The sequence below is a fragment of the Actinomadura vinacea genome (assembly GCF_039532545.1).
GTDB classification, from domain to species: Bacteria; Actinomycetota; Actinomycetes; order Streptosporangiales; family Streptosporangiaceae; genus Spirillospora; species Spirillospora vinacea.
Genome location: NZ_BAAARW010000026.1, coordinates 202,723 through 224,723 on the forward strand (window position 1 = coordinate 202,723; position 22,001 = coordinate 224,723).

The following is a 22,001-nucleotide window of genomic DNA, read 5'->3' on the forward strand; positions in this document are numbered from 1 at the left end:
TCCCGCATCGTGTCAGGAATCACTTGCATGAGGCGGGGGCACCCTCTGAAGTCCTTGCCGAGCGAACGATATGGTCGATCGGGTGAGCGCGAGAGACACCGACTGGGACGGCGTACGCCTCCACGTGGTCACGGGCAAGGGCGGGACCGGCAAGACCACGGTCGCCGCCGCGCTGGCCCTTGCGCTGGCCGCCGGCGGCCGGAAGGTGCTCCTGGTGGAGGTCGAGGGCCGGCAGGGCATCGCCCAGCTGTTCGACTGCCCGCCGCTGCCGTACGAGGAGCGCCGGGTCGCGGTCGCCCCCGACGGCGGCGACGTCTACGCGCTCGCCATCGACACCGAAGAGGCGCTCCTCGAGTACCTCGAGATGTTCTACAGCCTCAAGCGCGCCGGCAAGGCGATGACCAAGCTCGGCGTGGTCGACTTCGTCACCACCATCGCGCCCGGCCTGCGCGACGTGATCCTCACCGGCAAGACCAGCGAGTCCGTGCGGCGCCGCGACAAAGACGGCTCGTTCCGCTACGACGCCGTCGTCATGGACGCCCCGCCCACGGGCCGGATCACCAAGTTCCTGAACGTCAACGAGGAGGTCTCCGGCCTGGCGAAGGTCGGCCCGGTCCGCAATCACGCCGACACCGTGATGAAGGTCGTGCGCAGCCCCGAGACCGCGGTCCACTTCGTCACGCTCCTGGAGGAGATGCCCGTCCAGGAGACGATGGACGGCATCCGCGACCTCACCGAGGTCGGCCTCCCCGTCGGCGGCGTCCTGATCAACATGGCGCATCCGCCGATGCTCGAGGCGGACGAGCTGGCGGCCGCGGCCGCGGGCGCGCTCGACACCGACGAGATCGTCCGCGGGGTGAAGGCCGCCGGCCTGGAGCACGACACGGAGGCGATCGCCGCGGCGCTGGCCGCCGAGGCCTCGGAGCACGCGCGCCGCACCGCGGCCCAAGGCCGCGAGAAGGAGCGCCTGGAGTCGATCGACCGTCCCCGCTACACCCTGCCCCTGCTGTCGGACGGCATGGACCTGGCCGGCCTGTACGACCTGGCCGAGGCCCTGCGCGCCCAGGGCGCGGCATGACACCCGCGCGCACGAGGCCTACTGGCGCCCCGCCGCAATCGAGGAGCCGGAGCGCCGCCGACGGCGTCCCGGCGGCGAACGGAAGACGCAGCCTGAGATGAGCCCGACCGCCAAGACCCCGCCCGCCCTGGACGTGGACGCGCTGCTCGACGACCCCCGCACGAAGATCATCGTGTGCTGCGGCTCCGGCGGCGTCGGCAAGACGACCACGGCCGCCGCGCTGGGCGTCCGCGCCGCCGAACGGGGCCGCGACGTCGTCGTCCTCACCGTCGACCCGGCCCGCCGGCTGGCGCAGTCGATGGGGCTGTCGGAGCTGGACAACAACCCGCGCCGGATCGAGATCGACGGCGACGGCGAGCTGCACGCCATGATGCTCGACATGAAGCGCACCTTCGATGAGATCGTCGAGGCGCACGCCGACCCCGACCGGGCCAAGCAGATCCTGGCCAACCCCTTCTACCAGTCGCTGTCGTCCAGCCTGTCGGGCACGCAGGAGTACATGGCGATGGAGAAGCTCGGGCAGCTGCACCGCTCGGGCGCCTGGGACCTCATCATCGTGGACACCCCGCCGTCCCGGAACGCGCTGGACTTCCTGGACGCCCCAGAGCGCATGGGCCGCTTCCTGGACGGCCGGTTCATGAGGCTCCTGGCCGCACCCGCCAAGACCGGCGGCCGCTTCGGCGTGAAGGTCCTCAGCGCGGGCTTCGGGATGTTCACCGGGGTCATCAACAAGGTGCTGGGCGTCCAGCTGCTGCGCGACGTGCAGACGTTCGTGGCGGCCTTCGACACGATGTTCGGCGGCTTCCGGGAGCGCGCGGAGAAGACCTTCAAGCTCCTGCAGACCCCCGGCACCGCGTTCCTCGTGGTCGCCGCCCCGGAGCCGGACGCGCTTCGGGAGGCGTCCTACTTCGTGGAGCGTCTCGCCGAGGAACGGATGCCGCTGGCCGGACTGGTCGTCAACCGCGTGCACGAGTCCGCGGACGATGTGCTGTCGGCCGCGCGCAGCCAGGCCGCCGCCGAGACGCTTGAGGAGCGCGGCGAACACAAGCTGACCGCCGTCCTGCTGCGGATGCACACCGCCCGCATGCAACTGGCCGCCCGTGAGGAACGCCTCCGCGAGCACTTCGCCTCTACGCATCCGACGGTGCCCATCACCGCCGTCCCCGCACAGGCCGAGGACGTCCACGACCTGGACGGCCTGCGCCGCGTAGGCGAAGACCTCTCCACCAAGGCCGCCTGACCGTCCCGCGAACTCCAGCGGGACGAGGCAACCACCGGTCTGCTGACAACCCACCGTTTGACGTCCACCACTCCCAAGAGGAGCGCGATCTGGTCGATCTGCAGGGCGGCGGGACCGGTGTCCTTCTTCTTCGAGGTCGCGACCTTGCAAATCGTCCCGTCCGAGGCGCGTACGACGCCGCCGTAGCCCCAGAAACCCTTCGTGGCCGGCTTCAGCGTCGTGGCGCCGGCGTCGACGGCGGCGCCGATGAAGGCGTCGACGTTGCCCGGCTGCGATCTCCGACATCGACGTCGACCAGGTGCTCATGGGCAGCGTCCGGTTCCTCGACGCGTGGCGGCGGGCCGGCAGCCCTGCCAGTTCAGCCCTCGGCCCGGCGGTGGCCGCGGTGGCGATGGTCCACCGCCTCCGCGACGACCACGACACGCGGCGCGAATGGGCGGCGGTCCTGGAGCAGTTCGGCACCCCACCGGCGCTTGTCCACGGCTACGGGGCGGTCTTCGACGCGATGCCTCTGCTCCACCACGGGCAGGCACCGGAGGCGCTGGAGCGGATGGCTCCTGAGCCCGGCGAGGTGTGGAAATGGGTCACCTGGATCTGGCTCCACTGGTACGTGGCACTGCGCGCGGAGGCCACCGTGCTCGCCGGGAACCCCGACGCTCGCGACCACCTGGCCGACGCCCGGACCGTCACGGCCGGAAACCTGGTCGCCGGCGCCATCGTGGAGCGGGCCGAGGCGCTGCTCGACAATGACCGGGAGCGACTGCTCGCCACGGCAGCCGCCTTCGACGCCGCCGGCTGCCGGTACCAGTCGGCGCGGACCCTGGTGCTCGCCGGCGGCGACCATGCCGCCCGCGGCGCCGCCGCGCTCACCGATCTCGGCCTCACCCCGATGGCCCCACCGCAACACCCGAGCTGACCTCGGTTGTGGGTCACCGCGGCGAGGTCACGGCTTCATCGGGGTGCGGGCTTACCGCTCCATGCGTGCTCGGCCGTAGGAGGCGTCCGCCGGCGCTCGATGCTCCACAGCTTCATCACGCCGGTCTGGATCCCCCGCTTCTGAAAACCCCGCACCCGGCGGCCCGTGGCGCGGCTTGCCGGACTGGGACATAAGCCGTCAAAGCCGCAGCCACCAACTAAACGGACGAGGCTTGGCCGGATGCGGTCATGGACGGTTACGGAACGAGGCGGCTCCCCATACGGACGGACCGATACGGAGTGGAGCGAGGGACGTCCAGGCATGGCTGTGGGCCCGTACCCATCGTGTGGATACGGGCCCACTACTCACTCAAGACCTTGAACCTCGCCGGGCCCTGCCGTTCGCCCCTCAGGGCCGGATCCGCCCGCCGCCGGTGGTGCCGGTCAGCTGGCGACGAGCTCGCTCTCGCTCTCTTCGGGATCGACCGAACGCTCGTACTCCTCCTTGGCGGTCTCCAGCAGGTCGCGCCACGAGCGCACATCCGGGCGCCGCCGCAGCAGAGCGCGACGCTCCCGCTCCGTCATACCGCCCCACACACCGAACTCGATCCGATTGTCGAGAGCATCGGCTAGACACTCCGTACGCACCGGGCAGCCACGGCAGATGAGCTTGGCTCGGTTCTGCGCCGCTCCCTGCACGAACAGTGCGTCAGGATCCGCGTTACGGCAGGCGGCGCGGGCGGTCCAATCCGTGATCCACATCTTGGCCCCACTCCCCTAGGGTCTGTGTCGATTTGCGCTCCTTGGCCAGACGGGCGCGGACGTCAGGCCGCCAAACGAAAGCCGTGGGGAAGAACTTACGGAAGCGAGGGGGGATTCAACAGTCCCCGATGGGCCCATTCTCGAAATAGCCCTCCAGGGCCATACAGCCGGAACGGACTAGTTACCTCTAGTTGACGCGCGAGCCGCCCGCCCGGTTGACGCGAGACCGGGGATCGTTCGGATGAGCCGGGCGTACACCTCCAAACCGCGCGCGACGGCCCCGCATCCGGCACCGCATCGCCGCGACCGCCCAATAGTCCCGCACCCGCGCCTCGCACGACGGGCAAACCGGCGATCCGGCCGTCCACCCAACGTTCAGGATGGACATACCACTACGAAACAGTTAGATCGGGCATGTCGTCCGCGGCCCGCAACCCACCGCCGACCAGGGATCATCCGCCCCGCGCCGGCCCCGCGGCCGCGTCACATGAACAACGACTGCGCGAGGTGTCCCGTATGCACTGGTCATCCCGGCGTACCCTAGAGCGCGTGCACGGTGCAAAAGAAGATCGGCGGCGGACGTTCTCCACCCTGTTCCGGCTGCTCGGAGCGGGCGTCGTCGCGGGCGTCCTGGTCGCGTTCATCGCGTTGCCCGGCGTCGGGAGCGCGGGACTCACCACGCGCGACGCCGCCAACAACTTCAAGAGCATGGAAGGCGAGCTGAAGACGTCGCCGCCGTCGGAGAAGACGGTGATGTACGACGCCAACGGCAAGGAGTTCGCCCGGTTCTTCGACAAGTACCGCGAGTCGGTCCGCCTCGACCAGGTCAACCAGGTCATGCGGCAGGCCATCATCGACATCGAGGACTCGCGCTTCTACCAGCACGGCGCGCTCGACCTCAAGGGCACCATCCGCGCGTTGGCGTCCAACGCCAACTCCGACCAGACGCAGGGCGGCTCCACGCTCACGCAGCAGTACGTGAAGAACCTCCTGGTCGACAACGCCAAGACCGAGGAGGAGTACCTCGACGCCACCGCGCCCACGGTCGGCCGCAAGCTGCGCGAACTGCGCTACGCGCTCGACGTCGAACAGCGGCTCTCCAAGGACCAGATCCTCGAGGGCTACCTGAACGTCGCCTACTTCGGCGCCGGCGCGTACGGCGTGCAGGCCGCGTCCAAGCGGTACTTCAGCAAGCCCGCCAGCAAGCTCACCCTGGACCAGGCCGCGCTGCTGGCCGGCATCACGCAGAACCCCACCGCGTACGACCCGATCCGCAACCCGGCCGACGCCCGCAAGCGCCGCGACATCGTCCTCTACCGGATGGTGCAGCTGCAGCACATCACCAAGGCGCAGGCCGACGCCGCGGCCGCCAAGCCCATCGAGCTCAACAAGACCGAGCCGGAAGGCGGCTGCGAGACCAGCAAGTCGCCGTACTTCTGCGAGTACGTGAAGTACGACATGCTGCAGATCCTGTCCGGCGGCAAGTACTGGCAGCTCAAGCCGAAGCAGCGCCAGGACATCGTCAACAAGCTCAACCGCGGCGGCTACACGATCCGCACCACGCTCGACATGAACGCGCAGAACGCGGTCGACAAGGCGCTGCGCGGGAACGTCCCGCCCGGCGGCAACCGGGTCGGCGCGGAGGCGATGGTCGAGCCCGGCACGGGCCGCGTCAAGGCCATCGGCCTGAGCAAGCGGTTCGGCGCCGGCGACGGCCGCACCACCATCAACCTGCCGGCCGACTCGTCGCACGGCGGCGGCACCGGCGTGTCCGCGGGCTCGACGTTCAAGGTGTTCACGCTGGCGGCCGCGCTCGACCAGGGCATCCCGGTCAGCACCAGCATCAACTCGCCCGAGACGACGAGCATCTCCGGCTTCCAGCCGTGCAAGTACACCGGCACGTTCAACGGCAAGAAGTACGACAACGAGATGCTGGGCGGCGGCCCGTGGCCCTCGGTGTCCAACGCGGGCGACAGCGAGGCCGGCAACTTCAACCTCAAGACCGGCACCTGGCACTCGGTGAACACCTTCTACGCCCACCTGCAGAAGCGGGTCGGGGTGTGCAACGCGGTGAAGATGGCCGAGAAGTTCGGCATGAAGCGCGCCGACGGCAACCCGATCGCGCCGCTTCCGTCCCAGGTCCTCGGCGTGAACGACATCGACATGGTGCACCTCGCCGCCGCGTACGCCGGCTTCGCCGCCCGCGGCCGGTACTGCGCCCCGGTCTCGGTCGTCGACGTGGTCGACTCCGAGGGCAAGAAGGTCAAGCTGCCCAAGCCGGACTGCCGCCAGGTCATCGACGAGGCCGTGGCCGACAAGGTGAACAACATCCTGCAGGGCGTCCTCTCCCAGGGCACCGCCAAGGGACGCGGCCTCGGCCGTCCCGCCGCCGCCAAGACCGGCACGTGCGAGGCGCACAGCTGCGCGGTCTTCGCCGGCCACACCCCCAACATGGCGGCCGCCACCGCGTACTGGGACTTCCGCGGCCCCTGGCGCTACAAGGTGTACGGCGTGTACGGCGCCGACACCCCCGGCGCGATGTGGCAGCAGAGCATGCGCAGCGCCCTGGCCGGCAAGCCCGCGCCCGGGTTCGCCCGTCCGACCCGCGACTTCGGCGACACCATCAAGGTGCCGGACGTGAAGGGCATGTCGATCGGCGCGGCCACGGCCCGGCTCAAGGCGGCGGAACTGGAAGTGAAGGTGTCGCCGCGGCCGGTCGAGTCCGACGCGCCCAAGGGCTCGGTGGCCTCCACCTCACCCGGCGCGCAGACCGAGGTCGGCCCCGGCAGCACCGTGATCCTCTACCCGAGCAACGGCAAACGCGGCGGCCGCGACCGTCCGGACGGGCGCCCAGGCGGACCGCCCCCCTTCCGCTGGCCCTGGGAGAACTGACTGAGAAAGGGCGCCCATCTGGGCGCCCTTTCTCAGTCACTCGGCAAGCTGCCGCTTGACCTCGGCGGCCACCCGTCCCCCCTCGGCCCGGCCCGCAACCTTCGGGTTCACCGCCTTCATCACCTGGCCCATCGCCCGCGGCCCCTCCGCACCCGTCGCGGCGATCGCGTCGGCGACCAGCGCGGCCAGCTCGTCGTCACCGAGCTGGGCGGGCAGGTAGTCCTCCAGGACCGCGCCCTCGTCCCGCTCGGCCCGCGCCTGCTCGTCCCGCCCGGCGTCGTCGAACGCCGTCGCGGCCTCGCGGCGCTTCTTGGCCTCCCGGGTCAGCACCTTGACGATGTCGTCGTCGGACAGCACGCGGGCCTGCTTACCGGCGACCTCCTCGGTCTTCACCGCGGTCAGCGCCATGCGCAGGGTGCGGGTGCGCACCTCGTCACGCGCTCTCATCGCGTCCGAAAGGTCGGTCTCCAGCTTTTCCTTCAGGGCACTCATGCACACAATCATGCCCGGACGGCCATCCAGGACTCACCAGGATTACCGTCGTACGCGACACTGCCCGATTCTGGGAGCATATGAGGCGTCGGGTTCTGTGCCTCGGAGGGAGAACCGTGCGAAAGCTCTACGCCCTACCCCTTGGGCTGGCGGGCGCCGGCGCGGCCACGTTCGGCTACGCGTCGGTCATCGAGCGGAACTGGTTCCGCCTGCGCCGCTTCGACGTGCCCGTCCTGGCCCCGGGACGCCCCTCCGTCAAGATCCTGCACATCTCCGACGCGCACCTCACCCCGGGCCGGAGACGCCTGATCAACTGGGTCCGCTCCCTGGACGCCCTGGAGCCCGACCTGGTCGTCAACACCGGCGACACCCTGGGGCACCGCGACGCGATCGGCCCGTTCCTGGACGCCCTCGGCCCCCTTCTCGACCGTCCGGGCGTCTTCGTGTACGGCTCCAACGACCTCTACTCGCCGATCTTCAAGAACCCCACCCGCTACATCTGGCGCACCAGCAAGTCCGACTACAAAAAGCGCCGCCGCGAGCCCGACCTGCCCTACCGCGAACTGGGCTCCTCCCTCCAGGCCGCCGGCTGGCTCGACCTCAACAACCGGATCGGCCGCCTCAAGGTCGGCGACCTGGACGTGGAGTTCGGCGGCATCGACGACTCCCACATCAACCGCGACCGCTACGACAAGATCGCCGGCCCGGTCGACCCGCAGGCCGACGTCCACCTGGGCGTCATGCACTCCCCCGAACCCCGCAACATGGACCGCTTCGTCGTGGACGGCTACGACCTCCTCCTGGCCGGCCACACCCACGGCGGCCAGGTCTGCGTCCCCTTCTACGGCGCCCTGGCCACCAACTGCGGCCTCGACCGCCCCCGCGTCAAGGGCCTGCACCGCCACCGCGGCGCCTGGCTGCACGTCTCCGCCGGCCTGGGCACCTCCCCCATGGCCCCGATCCGCTTCTGCTGCCCACCCGAAGCGTCCCTCCTCACCCTCGTCCCCCGTTAATTAGGGACGCAGCACCCCCAGACATCCGCTAAAGTGGACGAGGCGCCGGGAGCACGTACGACTCCCGGGCAGCCACCACCGGGGTGTAGCGCAGCTTGGCAGCGCGCTTCGTTCGGGACGAAGAGGTCGTGGGTTCAAATCCCGCCACCCCGACACAAAGGTGCAGGTCAGAGGCCGGTTCTCCAAACAGGAGACCGGCCTCACGATCTTTTGTCCGCGATCCGTCCGCGAACCAACCCCCCACCCACGGACACCGTCCGTCCCGGACCAGCACCGAGCGAACTCCCCCCACCGCCCCCAGGTTCAGATCCGAGGCCACCGTCCGCGGACGTCCACACCTCACCCGGCCCCCACCAGACCAGATCCGTCCTCTCGATCGTCTCCGACCCGGCCCGCTACTTGAGACTGTTGCGACGGGCGCGTACAGAGTACTCACGCACCTTGCCATCCCCACTGGTGCTGCTGCCCCAGCCACGGCTGGTGGCGATGTCCCAGCCCTGCTGCTCCCGCATCTGTGCGGCGAACGTTCGGAGATCTCGAATCTCGCAGCCGCAGTCAAGCCAGACGTTGATCCCGATCCACGCGCCAGCCGAGTCGCCCGCGAAACGATCGATCGCCCACCTCACCTCGTGAGCGTGCTCGCTGAGCCCGGTCCGCTCCTCGTCATGGACGATGCCGAACGCCTTTGCGTACTGATCAAGATCATCGATGGCGAACAGGTCGCTCTTCCACTTCCCCGGCCAGACAGCGAAGAGCCTCGACTCCCCGTCGCGGGCTCGCTGATAGGTCCCGGCGTCCCTGCCATGGGTGACCGTGCCGTCGCTACGGACCTCGATGTAACACATCGTTGAAAGTCCATAGGGGAAGTCCAGCCCCATTGCTCCCGCGCTCCTCGGCTCCATCATGCTCCCGTCCGCTGGGCCTGTACACATGACATCTGTGAGACGCACGGAGGCCACCGGTGGTCGACAGGTTGACACGATAAGTGCGAAGGACCAGGTACTCATCACCTCCGTGACGATCCGACTATTCGGAGGCGCGGAGACGGATCCCAATCCCTTGAGGTTCACCCAGCATCCCGACCACGAGATCATCAGCAGCTTTCTCGGTACCTGGGAACGGTGAAGGACCTGTTCTCGCGCCGGAGCACCTGGCCGACGGACTACGAGAAGGCGTTCAGCCCCTTTGCCTTCCGAAGATTGGACGTGGCCCAGATCCGGCCAGGTGTTGGGCCAATCAGCGTCACGAGGGCCCTCACAACTCTGTTATCAGCACCGTCTTGCTTCGGCCTCCCAGGCGGTGTGGCGGGAGCGGGCCTCGGTGAGGAGGAGTCTGCATAGCCGTTCGCGGGTCTGGCCGCGAGTCTTGATGGCGTGGCAGTTGGGGCACAGCGCGATCATCTGGCTGGGATGGTCGCGGCCCCAGTTCGCACGGTCCTCGACGTGGTCGACTTCCAGGATGGGCTCGCCGCGGTCGGTGAGGTCGTCGGGCTGGCCGGTGCACACGGGATTCTCGCAGCGGCCGCGGCTGCGCATGAGCACGGCCTTGACCGCAGTCGCGGATCGAACGGGACGTTCGCTGGTCGTACGGCTGGCGCGGTCATGGTCGCCGCGCGCCTCGGCGGCCTCGACGCTACGACAAAGGCGCCGATAGGCCTCGAAGTCGCTGTGGTCCTGTCGCGTGGGAAGGCTTGTGTGTGCGGGCTGAAGCCCCACGTCGTTGAGCAGCACCGGAGGGATCGCACCGCCGAAGAAGCGTTGGCCGAGTTCCGCGATGGCTTCGGCGCGTGCCTCCTCGGAGGAGGCTGCCAGATCGTACGCCCAGGGCGACAGACCGCTGTGCGGGTTGTGCTCCTCCATCCACCCGAGGGGCTCGCCGTGCGCGGCTGGAACGGCCCCAGTGTGACCATGTAGCTCCCACAGGTCTGTGTGGGCCAGAGCGAGGATCGGGAACTCCGGCCGGGGCCTCGAACGCGGCTGGCCGTACTCGTGCAGGAGCCCACGCAGCTCGACGTGAGCCACGTTCCACGAAACGAGGCGCGGGTCGCGGTGGGCGGCGCGTCCCAGCGCCCACAGCAGAGTGATCGGCTGATGCCTGGCCGGTCCGTCTGCGCTACTGGCGACGCGCAGCCCCTTCAACTGCTCCACAAGCCGTTGAAGAGGCGGGAGAGGCTCGTCGGTGACCACTTCGAATCCCAGCCGGGTAAGGAGCCGTCCGACGGTCTGGCGTCCGCCGGAGAACTCCCGGGCGCTCAGCGGCCGACCCGCGACGGAACGGTAGGCCACGCCCACGATGGCCTTGGAGTCGTAATAGACGCCGTTGTAGTGCAGCAAGTACCGACGGGCAGGGTCGAAGCCGTACTCCTTGAGGAAGCGGTCCCGCCCCAAGCGGTCGCACTCTGCGATCGCATTCAACACGGCCTCACGCGTGATGGGCGACAGATCCATGAATGGATGCTATGCCCGAGTAGTGACAGTTCGCCTTCAGCCTGAAAAGAATGAGCCAGCCCCACATCCCCACGGCGCATGAGGACGCCGACACCACAAGGACTGACCGTCCACCGGACTACAACGAACGCCGGGTGAGTCCACGGAGGTGGTGTACGAGTTTGGCCAGCTCAAAGGGCATGGCGTCGTGCGTGAGGCGGCCACGGCATGATCCGTCGAACGGCCTGGCAAGATCCTCCAAGGTCGCTGCCGTTGGCCAGAGGTGGTAACGGACAACGTGTCACATGCGAGACGCAGCCCCTCCCCACACAAGTGGATCAGCAGTCCACTCCTTGCGCCACCACATCGGACGCACAACACGGACCGCGCTCGGTTGAGAACCCGTAAGTGTTACTTACACCATTTCTTGCTCCGCGCCAGCGGGTCCTGTCCGAGGACACTCCGAGACCCCTGTCCAAGGTTGGCGACTCAGGAGAAGAGTTCCTTCATGCACACGTAACCGAGGGTGTCCACGCCTTCGGCGACGTACAAGCTCTCTGCGGCGCTACCGACAGCTGCTTGAAGCACTTTGTAGGCGGCGCCGTTGCGGCGGCCCCAGCCCATAGCGGCCCGCCACAGAGCTCGGCCGTGGCCGCGGTGGCGGTAGTCGGGATGGACGGCGAAGTACTGGGGTGGTTGCTGTCGCCTACCGGTGGCGTCGAGCATCGTTGATAGCGGGCCGATGGCTCCCACGATGCGGTGGTCTTCCACGACCACCAGGACGGGGCCGTCGTCCAGCCCGGCTTCACGGCGCCAGTGAAGGAACGCGAACCCGTCCACACCGAGTTGCATGGCGAAAGCCTTGAATGTGTCGGCGTGCTCGCACTCGTCGAGTGTGAGGACGGGCCGCGGGTCTTCGTCGTGGCCGGTGAAGGTCTTGAGCATGAGCCGGGTACGCGCGCCGTCCGGAGTTTCTTGTAGCCAGATGAGTCGACCGCCGCGCCGTGTTCCGTAAGTGCTGTTCCACTTGTGCGCCCACTCGGCGACCTCAGCCAGGTCTGGGAGATGACCGCTGTAGTAGTGGATCTTCAGTGTCATCTGGCCTCGGGTGGACAGTGTGGGGATCACGGTGATGCCCTGCCGGTGGACGATCTCCTGGACGAGAACATGTTCCTCTTTGCGGTCCGCCCAGCGCTTGTCCTTGTCGTAGGGCAGGAAGCATCCAGTGCCAGCGACATCGGCCACGGCGGCGAACAGGTCGGCCGAAACTACATCAGGGTGGACGGGCCCGAGCGCGGGGACGTAAGGGGCGGTCACCACTGGGCTCAACCAGTCCCACCGGAAGCGCATGGACTGCAGCGTAACAACCACGAGGCAAGCATCAGGCCCCGACGCGAGAACGTGTCGGGGCCTGATTCTTCCTGCTCAGAACGGGTTGTCATCTCCAGCGGCGCACGAGCACACGTCGCTCTCCGAAAGCGTGTCCAGGTCCGTGACGAGTTCGATCTCGTCCGGCTGGGCCGTCTCGGCGCGACGAGGCTTGAGCTCGATGTCAATGATCATCTGGCTTCCTCTCTCCTGGGTTCTCGGTGCTGGCAGTAGGTGGCCATTGGCGCCTGTGCCTTGCGGTAGAGCTGGACCAACGGCATGCATGTCCCGCAGGTGCCGCTGAGTGTGCATCCGGTGCATCCGCCCTGCCGCAGCAGAAGACCGTCGGCTATCTCGCTGAGCCGGCTCAAACCGTCCAGCCCTTCGTCCATGAGTGAGATGGAGGGATCTCGACCGACCTTGCAGATGCTCGCCTGACCGTGCGGGTCGACGTGGAAGAAGGAATGGCCGGCGTTGCAGCCGGTGAAGGGCTTGCGCTTGCGCAAGTGCCGCTTCGACTGGGCGGGGAGGCTCTCGCCGCTACCGTAGATGGTCGGCACCATGTTGACGTACTCATCGAAAGGCAGCCCGAGATGCTCGGCCAGGCCCCGCATCTGGTCGACTTCGTGTGCGTTGTGGCGAGTGACGATCATGCTGAGGGCAAGAGGCAGTCCGGCCGCGTGCGCTGCGTAGAGCCCCTTCTCGAAGAGCCGGAAGGCGCCCTTGCGGCGGGTCAGGCCGTCGTAGCTCTCGGCAGTCGCGCCGTAGACGCTGAGGGTGATCCGGTACGGGCGGCGCGCCGTCAGCAGCTCCAGAACCTTCGGGTTCGACATGCGTGAGCCGTTGGACAGGATCGACAGCATCATGCCGAGTTCATAGGCCAGGGCGTACGTCTCGCAGAACAGCCTGTCGATCACCGGCTCGCCGCCGGTCAACTGGAGCCACAGCACCCCGGCGTCCCGGAGAACGTGCAGCAGGCGTTCACGCTCTGCCCACTGGAGCCCTTCGAAACGCTTCAGGCCGAGGTAGCAATGTTCGCAGTCGTAGTTGCAGCCGAGGTTGAGTTCGTAGGAAGCACGACCGAACCTGTACGGCGACTCCGGACGGACCAAGACGGTGTCTGCCACTGACCGGCGTGACAGGTCCAGCTTCCAAGCACGGTCGGAGCTTTCCAGAAGCCAAGCGGGAAGGCCTGCGTCCGGAGAGAGGGCGGCCAGCTCTCGGTACCTGGTGCACGGAATCCTGAGGCCGTTCCGGCTGCCTGGCCGTACCAGCAGGTAGTCGCCGAGGAAGGGGCTGGCAATCACCTCGTGCATGGGCTTTTCTCCCTGGGACCGGTGGCGTGCATACCAACCGTGACGCTAGGAAGTCAGGAGGCTGCGGGTCCATGACGTTGCCCAACGTTGCCCCCTGCTCTATTCGAGCGCCTCCAGTGCGTCGTCTATCAAGGCCCTGGCTGCGGCGCCGTACACTGCGATCCCGGCCAGCTCTTGGAAGTCCCGCAGGTACATGGCAACTTCGGCCGGCTGCGTCACCGAGAGGACTCCCGAGACGAGTTCCACACTCACCAGCTCGGTGTCGAACATGGCGAACGGCTCGCGTGCCAGTACCCGCCGCCGGTCGGTGGCCAACGGAATGACTCCGATTGATACGGCGGGGAGCCGCATCGCTTGATTGAGATGGTCTAACTGGCCGCGCAGGGTCTCGGCCTCGCATACTCGATAGCGCAACACAGCTTCTTCGAGGACGAAGACGAATCGGTGCCCGGCCTGATGTAGCACTCGCTGCCGGTCCATGCGCTCCGTCACCGCCTCGGCGAGGTCGTCCTTACGCACTCCCTGACGGCTGCGGGCACTCTCCAAAATCACGGTCGTGTAGGCGGCAGTCTGGAGCAGACCAGGAACGATCTTGCCTTGATAGGAGCGAACGAGTTCGACCCGCTCGAACAGAGGACGCACGGACTCCTGCGCCTTACGGAGGCCGGCTCTATTCAACCGCCTGTACGACATCCACATGCCTGCGGCCGCCCGCTGTTCGGCGAGGAGTTCTTCCGTTCGTTCGGGCGACACCCCGCACGCGCGGCACCATTCCCGGATGTCGTCCGCGGAAGCGGGCCGCCTGCCGTGCTCGATCTTGGAGATCTTCGAGTTGCCGTGCCATCCTGCGGTCTCCGCGAGAGCCTTGCCGCTCAGGCCCGCATCGAGCCGAATCTCCCGAAGCTGGTCGGCAAGATGCTGCCGGGCCTGCTGCGCACTGGATGACGACGAGGACGGCACGGGTCGAGGGTGAGCTGGTCAGACGTTGTACTCGCCGTGCGGCGTCGCGTTCTCCCAGACGGCTTCGAACGCCGACATGCAGAGCTTGATCACCTCGGGATCTTCGCTGTACTGGTGACCGTGGACTTCACCGTCCCCTCCGAAAAGAGAGAAACGGACGAGCCGCTCATCGAAGACCCAGTAGGGGTTACCTGGCAACGCAAGCGTGGAAGCCAGTGACCGCGGGAGCCAGCGCACCTTTTCACCTGCGGCGATGTTGACGGGCTCGGTGAGCGAATGCTCCCAGCGGACGTAGTCCGACACCGGCTCCGACACGATCCTCGCCCGGCGGATCACCACACCACGTGCGACAGCATCCGAAACGAGCCGGGTGTAGCTCTGGTACTGCTCCTGTGGAGCCTGTCGTGGAGGCTGCCCGACAAGCCATGCCTGATACGCCGGGTCCGACGTCATGTGCTGATCATGCATCTCCAGATGCACGGCCGACGTCCCGGTTGTGGCCAGCAGCTCAGCGAACGTCGGCTCCTGCTCCTTCGGCACGGCTACGGACGTCCTCATCCGGCCTCGGGTGCTGTCCTGTTGAGAATCTGCGCCGCCCCGGTTCGTAGGTGCCATTGACCGCCTCCAGGATGATCGCCGCCATGCGTCTGGGCAGCTTGACGACCGATTCTCCCGGCATGATCCGGCTGTCGGAGTTGATCCATGCCAAGGTCTCAGGATCGGTGACCGTTTCGCCCTGCATGTAGAAGTCCCCGGACTCCGCATCGACGAACACCGCGGGGCACTCGTCGGTGGGATTGTCGGGGTCCACTCCCACAAAATCTAGTGCCACGCCATCCTCCAGCGTTCTTCGTTTGCCTGAGGTTGCCCCCCTGACCGTCCCCCGCCGCAGGGGACCGGTCAAGGCAGGCAACAGTGTCGGACAGACACTCAAGTGACCCTCAGCAGGACCCCGCAACACCTGCTCAGAAACCGACTGAAGAAGCCATCACACAGGTGACCTGGCGCTGCATGGGCTGGCCCCGACGGAGTCGCCGAGGGATGCCTCTGCCCACTCGAGAGTTCCCGGGCTCCATCAAGCAGCACACGAAGGCGCGGGTCTTCCCGCTTCGCGTGGCGATCCTCGGCCGCCTGATTACGGGCTTGCTCAAGCATCGTGTGGATACGTCGGGCAAGCTCCGAAGCGTTCTTCGACTCCACCAGCTGACCGGACAACATGGCCCACAGGGAGCCCGTGTACTCGCCCCACCACAGGCAGATGCCAGGAAACCTGCGCCGCAATTCGTCCACGACCTGATCAAGATCGGTCTCGATCGCCAAGCGATCTGAGGCCCAGGAGTCCTGGCCTCGCTCGGCAGCAAAGTTGCGGGGTGGCCTGCGAGGTCGGAAATCAAGTCCTTGGGAAGTCACTACGTCACCTCCGAAATAAACGCGGCAAGCACGCCCATCAAGTGAAGGTCGGGCCACGAGAGCCCGTCGAGGGTCGTACGGCCGGCGAGGCCGGAGGGACAATCACCGGCCGCACGACATCCGGCCAGGACGGCCGGCGAAGGACGTACCCGGCCGCCCGACGGTGACGACGGGCAGGAGGTGCGTCCGAGATTCAGCGGTTGATAAGCGCCCAGGCAGCGTGACCGCCGGGAGCATCCCAGTGACCAACCGCATCTGCGTATGCATCGGCGAGGACCAGCCCCCGTCCGTGCTCGTCGAAGTCGTCAGGTATCCGATCGGAACCCAGGGCTGAGGGGCCGTCGTCCCGCACCACCAGTTGCACCTGGTCGGCACCGACGCAGAGCTCCACCTCGATCCGGCCGCCGGGCCTACCGCTGGCGCTGTGCCACAGCGCGTTCGTACCGTACTCACTAACGATCAGCTCGAACGCCTCGGCCAGTTCCGGCTCATCGACGAGCAATAGCCGAACCCAGTGGCGCACCAGGGGAATCGCCTCGTTCATACCGGGCACGTCCACGCGCCACACGCGATCGTCTCCAGCTGACGTCGCCTTCGTCGAGGCGGCGAAGTCAGGGGTGAGACTCCGGGCCGTCGCGGTCTCGGAGACGACGCGCATGCCGTCTGCCTCTGCTGCGGCGGATGACTCGTCCGAACGGGCGGTCCCCACCAAATGCGAGGAACCGCTGGCGTCCTGGAGAGAGGACGGTACTGGCGTCCTCGGAGCTATCCTCATCTCGTCTCCCGTCGAGGGGGATGGAAGCCGCGCGGCCGGGCCAGGGGCTCCAATCCGCAGCCCGGCCGCGCGACGATTTCATGGAGAACCAGCACGCTGCCCCTTGGAGCTCTGCCGAAGCTTCAGGGCGCTGCTGTGACCCTCACACTCCATCTCTGACTGTGATCTCTCGGCTGCACTGCGTTGCCAGGACATAATGACTCTGTACAGTTCATGATCACAATGTTCTTCGCATATTTCCCTCGCGAACTTGCCCCGAACACCCTGCTCCCGCTGCAAGAGAGAAGGCAGACTGCCGCTCATGGTCCAGGCACACAGTCCAACCGTTCGCGGCCGACGTCTTGCCAGGGAGTTGCGCGAACTACGTGAGGATGCCGATCTCCGCCCTGAAGATGTCGCCAAGCGACTGGGATGGAGCCGCCAGAAGGTCATGCGGATCGAGCGCGCTCTCACCAAGGCCAGCGGCAACGACCTCAGCGCGATCATGGATCTCTACGGCGTTACCAGTCCCAAGCGCGACGCCCTCCTCCAGCTCGCCAAGGACGCCTGGAAGCGCGGCTGGTGGACGGCCTACCGCGACATTTTCGCCGGCACCTACCTGTCCTTGGAGGACGAGGCGTCCCAGATCCGCGATTGGCAACCCCAGGTCGTGCCGGGCCTGCTCCAGACTCCCGACTATGCGCGGGAGGTCGTCATGGCCCTCACCACAGAGGCCACGGACATCGAACGCCACGTTGCCGCACGCATGACCAGACGATCGATCCTGAGTCGTCCCAACGCTCCCGAACTCCACGTCGTCCTCGACGAGGCCGTCCTGTACCGCAGGATGGGCGGCGCCGAGGCCATGCGAGCCCAGTTCGACTCCTTGCTCACCGACGCCCGCCGCCCACACGTGAGCCTGCAGGTGCTGCCGTTCAGTCGAGGTCGGCATCCCGGCCTCAACGGAGGCTTCGCCGTCCTGACCTTCGAGGTCGGCATCGACCCCGATATCGCCTACCTGGAAACGCCAGGCGGCGACATCTACCTCGAGTCCGAAGATGACGTGACCCGTCGTAGGGTGGTCTTCGACGAACTATCCGAAATGGCGATGTGTCCGGACGAGTCACAGGCGCGCATCGAACGTGCCGCTAGGGAGATCACAGCAGATGGGTGAAGTCCCCCGGTTCGCATGGCGCCGCTCCTCCCACAGCACCAGCGAGAACTGTGTGGAAGTCGCCGCCCTGACGCCTCGGGTCGGGGTCCGGGACTCCAAGGACCCGGACGGCCCCAAGCTGATCTTTGAAACCATGGCTTGGAATGCGTTCCTCCGCCAGGTCAAGGACCGTGCAAGCGATCAAGCTGAGCTAGACGGAAATGATCGCGAGCACCCCTAACGCGGGGGAGCGAGGCCGCCTTGTACACCCATCGATCACTGACCTCCTGGCAGATCTACCCTGTCGGCACGCACCTCTGGGTGAGGTACGCCGCGGGGACCTGCTCCTGCTCTCCGGAATCTAGGTCCTTGACCGCAACGCCCCCCGCTTCCTTGTCGCCCACCCCGTAGATCAGCGCGAATCGCGCCTTGCGGTCGGCCGCCCACTTCAACTGCTTGGCCAACTTGCGGCTCGCAGCCAGATACACCTCAGTGCGAAGCCCAGCGTCCCGAAGGACGGCAGCGAATCCCATCACGTCGGCGGCGGTCTCTTCGGCGATCACCGTGAGCGCGACATCCGTCCGCTCGTCATGCGCGGCGGCATCCCCCAGCAGCCCGATGATGCGCTCCACTCCGAGAGAACCGCCGCAGGCCGGGACGTCCGGACCGCCCAACGCAGCGATCAGCCCGTCATAACGGCCACCGCTGGCAATCGAGCCGGGCATGCCCTCGGCAACCACCTCAAAGATGACGCCGGTGTAATAGCCCAGGCCACGCACCAGGCTGGTTGCGGTCGCCCCCGGTCATGGCCCCCTATGGTCAAGGGATCGCGAACCGGGACGGGATCGTCAGGTGGCATCGGTCGGTACTTTTGTGGCGACTCGCCGGATCACGTCGCTGGGTAGCGCGCAGGTCTGGGCGCTGAATAGGGTCGCCGAGGCCATCGAGCATGCCAGTCCGGTTCTCGCTCGGCAGGTGGATGTCGTGTGCTCGCCCGCAGGCCAGGATGGCTGGCGGGTGCGGCGCACGGTGTTGTCGGTGGTGCGTTATGTGCTGCGGATGCGGGGCGGGCGACACCTTTCGGTTTGTTCGCTGGGGTCGCTCCCGCCACGTTCGGGGCCCAGACCGCGGTGGAGTGGGGGAGGAGCATTACGCTGTCGCCCGGGCCGACTCCTCCTGGGTGAGCGAGGTGATCGCCCGGCTGGAGAGCTGCCCGGAGCTGCTGGGGCGGCTGCCAGTGATGGCGAACTCGCTGGTGTTTGTGCGGGGCGGCAGGTTGATCGTGCCCTACCCCGTCCCGGCGGCGGGGGGCTGGAGGGCTCAAGCCCCTCTGCGCACGTGGCCTTGCAACGGTCGAACCGGCGGCCACCCGCATCACTCCGGGCCGGCTCGCCGGGAACTGCCGCGGGCGCGCCTTTTGGATGCGCGGGACGTTGAATGCTCCCTCGACGACGGTTCAGCGGTCGCCAGCCCTGATGCTGCCGTTCATGCCAGCCGCGTTGCTGAAGACCGCGCCGGGCAACTCCATCACCGGGATGGACGGGGGTCCGATCGGCCCGGTCTCTCGATCATGGCGATCGGCGTTGGCGACATGATGATCAGACATGGGAACGGCTCCTGCTTTGGGTCGTCACGCGGTTCTCCGCATGTGCGCTCCACGGCCTACAGCACTCACACAGCCGCGACCCTCATACAGGACGTCACGGCGATCGCGACGGTCCTCGTCTTGGGCGCGATCTTGCGCCGACCGGCCGCAGCGCTCAGATGGCCGTGAGACAGCCGCTCGTATGGTCAATCTGCGGAATCGTGCCGGGGCTGTCGTGGTTGGGAACGACATGAAGAAGATCGGCTTTCTCTCGTTCGGCCACTGGTCCTCCGGCGCGGGCTCACAGACCCGGTCGGCCGCGGACGCGCTGTCGCAGGCGATCGATCTGGCCGTGGCCGCGGAGGAGCTCGGTGCCGATGGTGCCTACTTCCGGGTGCACCATTTCGCGAGGCAGCTGGCGTCGCCGTTCCCGCTGCTGTCGGCGATCGGCGCGAAGACCTCGCGGCTCGAGATCGGCACGGGCGTGATCGACATGCGTTACGAGAACCCGATGTACTTCGCCGAGGACGCCGGAGCCGCCGACCTGATCTCCGGTGGACGGCTGCAGCTCGGGATCAGCCGGGGGTCACCGGAGCAGGTGATCGACGGCTGGCGGTACTTCGGGTTCGAGCCGTCCGAGGGCGACACCGACGCCGACATGGCACGCAAGCACTCCGAGGTGCTGCTCATGGTGCTGCAAGGCAAGGGCTTCGCCCAGCCGAACCCGCGGCCGATGTTTCCCAACCCGCCCGGGCTGCTGCGCGTCGAACCGCATTCCGAGGGGCTGCGCGAGCGCATCTGGTGGGGCTCGGGTTCCAACGCCACCGCCGTGTGGGCGGCCGAGCTGGGCATGAACCTGCAGAGCTCCACGCTCAAGGACGACGAGACCGGGGAGCCGCTGCACGTCCAGCAGCGCAAGCAGATCGAGGCATACCGGCAGGCATGGCGGGAGGCCGGACATTCGCGCGAGCCGCGCGTGTCGGTCAGCCGCAGCATCTTCGCGCTGACCAGCGACCAGGACCGCGCCTACTTCGGCCAGAACACCGATTCCAGCGACCAGATCGGGATGATCGACGAGAACACCAGGGCTATCTTCGGGCGTTCCTACGCGGCCGAGCCGGACGTGCTGGTCAAGCAGCTCGCCGAGGACGAGGCCATCCAGGCCGCCGACACGCTGCTGCTCACAGTCCCCAACCAGCTAGGCGTGGATTACAACGCGCACGTCCTTGAGAACATCCTGACCCAAGTAGCCCCGGAACTCGGCTGGCGCTGAGCCCGCTAAGGCCGCAGCCAATTCCGGGCCGACGCCGTGGCGGACGACGCCGTGGCGGACCACGCCGTGGCGGACGACGCCGTGGCGGACGACGCCATCAAGCTCGTGCATGCGGACAGCAAGCAAATGATCGTGCGTCCTGGCACGCCTTCCCACGGAAGTCAGTAGGTGCCTATGCAGGCTCGCTTCAGCAGCCGCGCAAACGCCAGCTTCGTCGTTCCTCGCCGCCCAGCCAGGAGCTCCAGCTCCTCATCGAGCCGCAGAACAAAGGGGCAGGAAGGCCCGCGAGAAAGATCGGACCGAGTTTTTGGCAGTAGCTGGATCGGCTCCGCCTTTCACGAGCCGGTGCCCCTCCCGCAACCGGAACGGGTCGGCTGCCATCGGGCTACGGTTGCTCCGCATGACGCATGCCGAGATTGAGATCACCGCGGAGCTGGTGCGGGATCTGCTGCGCGACCAGCACCCCGACCTGGCCGATCACCCTGTGAGGCTCGGTGCGCGTGGCTGGGACAACCAGCTTTGGCGGCTCGGCGACGACCTCGCTGTCCGGTTGCCCTGGGCGACGGAGTCTGCAGACGCGCTGCTGTGCAAGGAGCACGCCTGGCTGCCCGCCCTCGCCCCGCGCCTTCCGCTGCCGGTTCCCGTCCCGCAACGCCTCGGTGAGCCCTCCGCGCGCTTTCCGCGACCCTGGATCGTCACCACCTGGGTGCCGGGCGCGCCGGCCGATCGCGCCCCCGTCACGCGTGCTGCGGAGGCGGCCACCGCCTTGGCCGCCTTCCTGACGGCACTTCACCAACCTGCCCCCGAGCAGGCGCCCGCCGGCCGGGACCGCGGCGGGCCGCTGGCCGACCACTCCGAGGGGTTCGCCAAGCAGCTCGCCTCGGCCACCGAACTGGGCCTCATCCCCGACCCGGACGCCGTCCGCGCGGTCTGGGAGGATGCCGCCGCCGCGCCCGCCTGGGCCGGCCCGGCACTATGGCTCCACGGCGACCTGCATCCGGCCAACGTCCTCACCGCGGACGGCGCCATCTGCGGCGTGATCGACTTCGGCGACCTCTTCGCGGGCGACCCGGCCTGCGACCTCGCCGCCGCCTGGACTCTCCTGCCGGACGACACGGCCGACCGCTTCCATGCCGCCTACCAGCCGACCCCGGACACCGCGACCCTGCGCCGCGCCCGCGGATGGGCGGTAGGCCGCGCCCTCGCCGGCATTCTCATTGGAGAGGCCAGCGTCCACGGCCGGCCCGGCGGCAAGCCCACATGGGGCCCACCCGCCCACGCCGCACTGCGACGCCTCATCGCGACGACCCAGCACTGATCAACCGCTTCCCCACGCGCCAAAAGACCATCGCGCCGGTCCCGGC

At 67.6% G+C, this 22,001-nt stretch carries 23 protein-coding genes, 1 tRNA gene and 2 pseudogenes; 13 read left to right on the forward strand and 13 right to left on the reverse strand.

What is annotated here, in order from left to right; genetic code table 11:
* Positions 1-82 precede the first annotated feature (82 nt).
* From bagA to ABD340_RS34015, 3 genes are all read left to right on the forward strand, one after another.
* Positions 83-1,078 (forward strand): ATPase BagA, encoded by a 996-nt coding sequence (gene bagA, locus ABD340_RS34005; RefSeq protein ID WP_344594630.1) that lies wholly within the window; start codon positions 83-85, stop codon positions 1,076-1,078.
* Between the two features lie 97 nt (positions 1,079-1,175).
* Entirely contained in the window at positions 1,176-2,318 is a 1,143-nt protein-coding gene (gene bagB / locus ABD340_RS34010) for an ATPase BagB (protein WP_344594632.1), read from the forward strand.
* Positions 2,319-2,622: 304 nt separating this feature from the next.
* A complete protein-coding gene (locus tag ABD340_RS34015; protein ID WP_344594633.1) occupies positions 2,623-3,234 on the forward strand; it encodes a hypothetical protein in 612 nt (203 codons plus the stop codon).
* 443 nt (positions 3,235-3,677) lie between these two features.
* Here ABD340_RS34015 and ABD340_RS34020 read toward each other — a convergent pair whose 3' ends face one another.
* Positions 3,678-3,995 (reverse strand): WhiB family transcriptional regulator, encoded by a 318-nt coding sequence (locus ABD340_RS34020; protein WP_344594635.1) that lies wholly within the window; start codon positions 3,993-3,995, stop codon positions 3,678-3,680.
* A 549-nt stretch (positions 3,996-4,544) separates the two neighbouring features.
* On the opposite strand from ABD340_RS34020, the gene ABD340_RS34025 reads away from it, so the two are divergent.
* Positions 4,545-6,887 carry a penicillin-binding protein gene (locus tag ABD340_RS34025; protein WP_344594636.1) on the forward strand — a complete coding sequence of 781 codons (2,343 nt, stop codon included), beginning with the start codon at positions 4,545-4,547 and terminating at the stop codon, positions 6,885-6,887.
* Positions 6,888-6,923: 36 nt separating this feature from the next.
* Here the strand turns inward: ABD340_RS34025 and ABD340_RS34030 are convergent, their stop codons facing one another.
* Positions 6,924-7,379: a GatB/YqeY domain-containing protein gene (locus tag ABD340_RS34030; RefSeq protein ID WP_344594637.1), complete on the reverse strand. Its 456-nt coding sequence runs from the start codon at positions 7,377-7,379 to the stop codon at positions 6,924-6,926.
* Between the two features lie 116 nt (positions 7,380-7,495).
* Here ABD340_RS34030 and ABD340_RS34035 point away from each other — a divergent pair, with 116 nt between their 5' ends.
* Both ABD340_RS34035 and ABD340_RS34040 read left to right on the forward strand, forming a co-directional pair.
* Positions 7,496-8,392, forward strand: a complete 897-nt coding sequence (locus ABD340_RS34035; RefSeq protein WP_344594638.1) for a metallophosphoesterase — start codon at positions 7,496-7,498, stop codon at positions 8,390-8,392.
* Between the two features lie 79 nt (positions 8,393-8,471).
* Positions 8,472-8,545 (forward strand) — tRNA-Pro (locus ABD340_RS34040).
* Between the two features lie 242 nt (positions 8,546-8,787).
* Here ABD340_RS34040 and ABD340_RS34045 read toward each other — a convergent pair.
* The 8 genes from ABD340_RS34045 to ABD340_RS34080 form a co-directional block, all read right to left on the reverse strand.
* Positions 8,788-9,270 (reverse strand): hypothetical protein, encoded by a 483-nt coding sequence (locus ABD340_RS34045; RefSeq protein WP_344594639.1) that lies wholly within the window; start codon positions 9,268-9,270, stop codon positions 8,788-8,790.
* Between the two features lie 390 nt (positions 9,271-9,660).
* Entirely contained in the window at positions 9,661-10,839 is a 1,179-nt protein-coding gene (locus ABD340_RS34050) for a phosphorothioated DNA-binding restriction endonuclease family protein (RefSeq protein ID WP_344594640.1), read from the reverse strand.
* 468 nt (positions 10,840-11,307) lie between these two features.
* Positions 11,308-12,168 (reverse strand): GNAT family N-acetyltransferase, encoded by an 861-nt coding sequence (locus tag ABD340_RS34055; protein ID WP_344594641.1) that lies wholly within the window; start codon positions 12,166-12,168, stop codon positions 11,308-11,310.
* A gap of 75 nt (positions 12,169-12,243) precedes the next feature.
* Complete coding sequence (locus tag ABD340_RS34060; RefSeq protein WP_344594642.1) at positions 12,244-12,381, reverse strand: hypothetical protein; 138 nt, start codon at positions 12,379-12,381, stop codon at positions 12,244-12,246.
* Positions 12,378-13,502 carry a radical SAM protein gene (locus ABD340_RS34065; RefSeq protein WP_344594643.1) on the reverse strand — a complete coding sequence of 375 codons (1,125 nt, stop codon included), beginning with the start codon at positions 13,500-13,502 and terminating at the stop codon, positions 12,378-12,380. The genes ABD340_RS34060 and ABD340_RS34065 overlap by 4 nt, the downstream gene beginning before the upstream one ends.
* A 99-nt stretch (positions 13,503-13,601) precedes the next feature.
* Positions 13,602-14,462 (reverse strand): helix-turn-helix domain-containing protein, encoded by an 861-nt coding sequence (locus ABD340_RS34070; protein ID WP_344594644.1) that lies wholly within the window; start codon positions 14,460-14,462, stop codon positions 13,602-13,604.
* A gap of 18 nt (positions 14,463-14,480) precedes the next feature.
* Entirely contained in the window at positions 14,481-15,002 is a 522-nt protein-coding gene (locus tag ABD340_RS34075; protein ID WP_344594645.1) for a DUF6879 family protein, read from the reverse strand.
* On the reverse strand, positions 14,971-15,273 hold the full coding sequence (locus tag ABD340_RS34080) for an RNA-binding protein (RefSeq protein ID WP_344594647.1): 303 nt from the start codon (positions 15,271-15,273) through the stop codon (positions 14,971-14,973). Before ABD340_RS34080 ends, ABD340_RS34075 begins: the two co-directional genes overlap by 32 nt.
* Before the next feature lie 230 nt (positions 15,274-15,503).
* On the opposite strand from ABD340_RS34080, the gene ABD340_RS34085 reads away from it, so the two are divergent.
* Positions 15,504-15,791, forward strand: a complete 288-nt coding sequence (locus ABD340_RS34085) for a hypothetical protein (RefSeq protein WP_344594648.1) — start codon at positions 15,504-15,506, stop codon at positions 15,789-15,791.
* Positions 15,792-16,065: 274 nt separating this feature from the next.
* On the opposite strand, the gene ABD340_RS34090 is transcribed toward ABD340_RS34085, so the two are convergent.
* Positions 16,066-16,530, reverse strand: coding sequence for an ATP-binding protein (locus tag ABD340_RS34090; protein WP_344594649.1), 465 nt, complete (start codon positions 16,528-16,530; stop codon positions 16,066-16,068).
* A gap of 418 nt (positions 16,531-16,948) precedes the next feature.
* On the opposite strand from ABD340_RS34090, the gene ABD340_RS34095 reads away from it, so the two are divergent.
* Positions 16,949-17,800, forward strand: a complete 852-nt coding sequence (locus tag ABD340_RS34095; protein WP_344594651.1) for a helix-turn-helix domain-containing protein — start codon at positions 16,949-16,951, stop codon at positions 17,798-17,800.
* On the forward strand, positions 17,793-18,020 hold the full coding sequence (locus ABD340_RS34100; RefSeq protein ID WP_344594652.1) for a DUF397 domain-containing protein: 228 nt from the start codon (positions 17,793-17,795) through the stop codon (positions 18,018-18,020). The genes ABD340_RS34095 and ABD340_RS34100 overlap by 8 nt, the downstream gene beginning before the upstream one ends.
* Positions 18,021-18,075: 55 nt before the next feature.
* Here the strand turns inward: ABD340_RS34100 and ABD340_RS34105 are convergent, their stop codons facing one another.
* Positions 18,076-18,558: an ATP phosphoribosyltransferase regulatory subunit gene (locus tag ABD340_RS34105; protein ID WP_344594654.1), complete on the reverse strand. Its 483-nt coding sequence runs from the start codon at positions 18,556-18,558 to the stop codon at positions 18,076-18,078.
* Between the two features lie 94 nt (positions 18,559-18,652).
* Between ABD340_RS34105 and ABD340_RS48175 the strand changes: the two are divergent.
* Both ABD340_RS48175 and ABD340_RS48180 read left to right on the forward strand, forming a co-directional pair.
* Positions 18,653-18,963, forward strand: a pseudogene (locus ABD340_RS48175) (lantibiotic dehydratase).
* Positions 18,915-19,067 (forward strand): annotated as a pseudogene (locus ABD340_RS48180) (lantibiotic dehydratase); the annotation flags it as partial. The pseudogenes ABD340_RS48175 and ABD340_RS48180, both read left to right, overlap by 49 nt.
* A gap of 168 nt (positions 19,068-19,235) precedes the next feature.
* On the opposite strand, the gene ABD340_RS34110 reads toward ABD340_RS48180, so the two are convergent.
* Positions 19,236-19,385 (reverse strand): hypothetical protein, encoded by a 150-nt coding sequence (locus ABD340_RS34110; protein ID WP_344594655.1) that lies wholly within the window; start codon positions 19,383-19,385, stop codon positions 19,236-19,238.
* Between the two features lie 229 nt (positions 19,386-19,614).
* Between ABD340_RS34110 and ABD340_RS34115 the strand changes: the two genes are divergently transcribed.
* Together ABD340_RS34115 and ABD340_RS34120 are read left to right on the forward strand one after the other, a co-directional pair.
* Positions 19,615-20,637: an LLM class flavin-dependent oxidoreductase gene (locus ABD340_RS34115; RefSeq protein WP_344594656.1), complete on the forward strand. Its 1,023-nt coding sequence runs from the start codon at positions 19,615-19,617 to the stop codon at positions 20,635-20,637.
* A 400-nt stretch (positions 20,638-21,037) separates the two neighbouring features.
* A complete protein-coding gene (locus ABD340_RS34120) occupies positions 21,038-21,955 on the forward strand; it encodes a phosphotransferase (RefSeq protein ID WP_344594657.1) in 918 nt (305 codons plus the stop codon).
* Positions 21,956-22,001: the final 46 nt, after the last annotated feature.

Bases quoted from the DNA above. Each gene is read 5' to 3' on its own strand.
- bagB (WP_344594632.1), top strand. From the start codon at position 1,176: ATGAGCCCGACCGCCAAGACCCCGCCCGCCCTGGACGTGGACGCGCTG.
- ABD340_RS34015 (WP_344594633.1), top strand. From the start codon at position 2,623: ATGGGCAGCGTCCGGTTCCTCGACGCGTGGCGGCGGGCCGGCAGCCCT.
- ABD340_RS34020 (WP_344594635.1), bottom strand. From the start codon at position 3,995: ATGTGGATCACGGATTGGACCGCCCGCGCCGCCTGCCGTAACGCGGAT.
- ABD340_RS34030 (WP_344594637.1), bottom strand. From the start codon at position 7,379: ATGAGTGCCCTGAAGGAAAAGCTGGAGACCGACCTTTCGGACGCGATG.
- ABD340_RS34045 (WP_344594639.1), bottom strand. From the start codon at position 9,270: ATGGGGCTGGACTTCCCCTATGGACTTTCAACGATGTGTTACATCGAG.
- ABD340_RS34050 (WP_344594640.1), bottom strand. From the start codon at position 10,839: ATGGATCTGTCGCCCATCACGCGTGAGGCCGTGTTGAATGCGATCGCA.
- ABD340_RS34055 (WP_344594641.1), bottom strand. From the start codon at position 12,168: ATGCGCTTCCGGTGGGACTGGTTGAGCCCAGTGGTGACCGCCCCTTAC.
- ABD340_RS34060 (WP_344594642.1), bottom strand. From the start codon at position 12,381: ATGATCATTGACATCGAGCTCAAGCCTCGTCGCGCCGAGACGGCCCAG.
- ABD340_RS34065 (WP_344594643.1), bottom strand. From the start codon at position 13,502: ATGCACGAGGTGATTGCCAGCCCCTTCCTCGGCGACTACCTGCTGGTA.
- ABD340_RS34085 (WP_344594648.1), top strand. From the start codon at position 15,504: ATGCCTCTGCCCACTCGAGAGTTCCCGGGCTCCATCAAGCAGCACACG.
- ABD340_RS34090 (WP_344594649.1), bottom strand. From the start codon at position 16,530: ATGCGCGTCGTCTCCGAGACCGCGACGGCCCGGAGTCTCACCCCTGAC.
- ABD340_RS34095 (WP_344594651.1), top strand. From the start codon at position 16,949: ATGGTCCAGGCACACAGTCCAACCGTTCGCGGCCGACGTCTTGCCAGG.
- ABD340_RS34100 (WP_344594652.1), top strand. From the start codon at position 17,793: ATGGGTGAAGTCCCCCGGTTCGCATGGCGCCGCTCCTCCCACAGCACC.
- ABD340_RS34110 (WP_344594655.1), bottom strand. From the start codon at position 19,385: ATGTCTGATCATCATGTCGCCAACGCCGATCGCCATGATCGAGAGACC.
- ABD340_RS34115 (WP_344594656.1), top strand. From the start codon at position 19,615: ATGAAGAAGATCGGCTTTCTCTCGTTCGGCCACTGGTCCTCCGGCGCG.
- ABD340_RS34120 (WP_344594657.1), top strand. From the start codon at position 21,038: ATGACGCATGCCGAGATTGAGATCACCGCGGAGCTGGTGCGGGATCTG.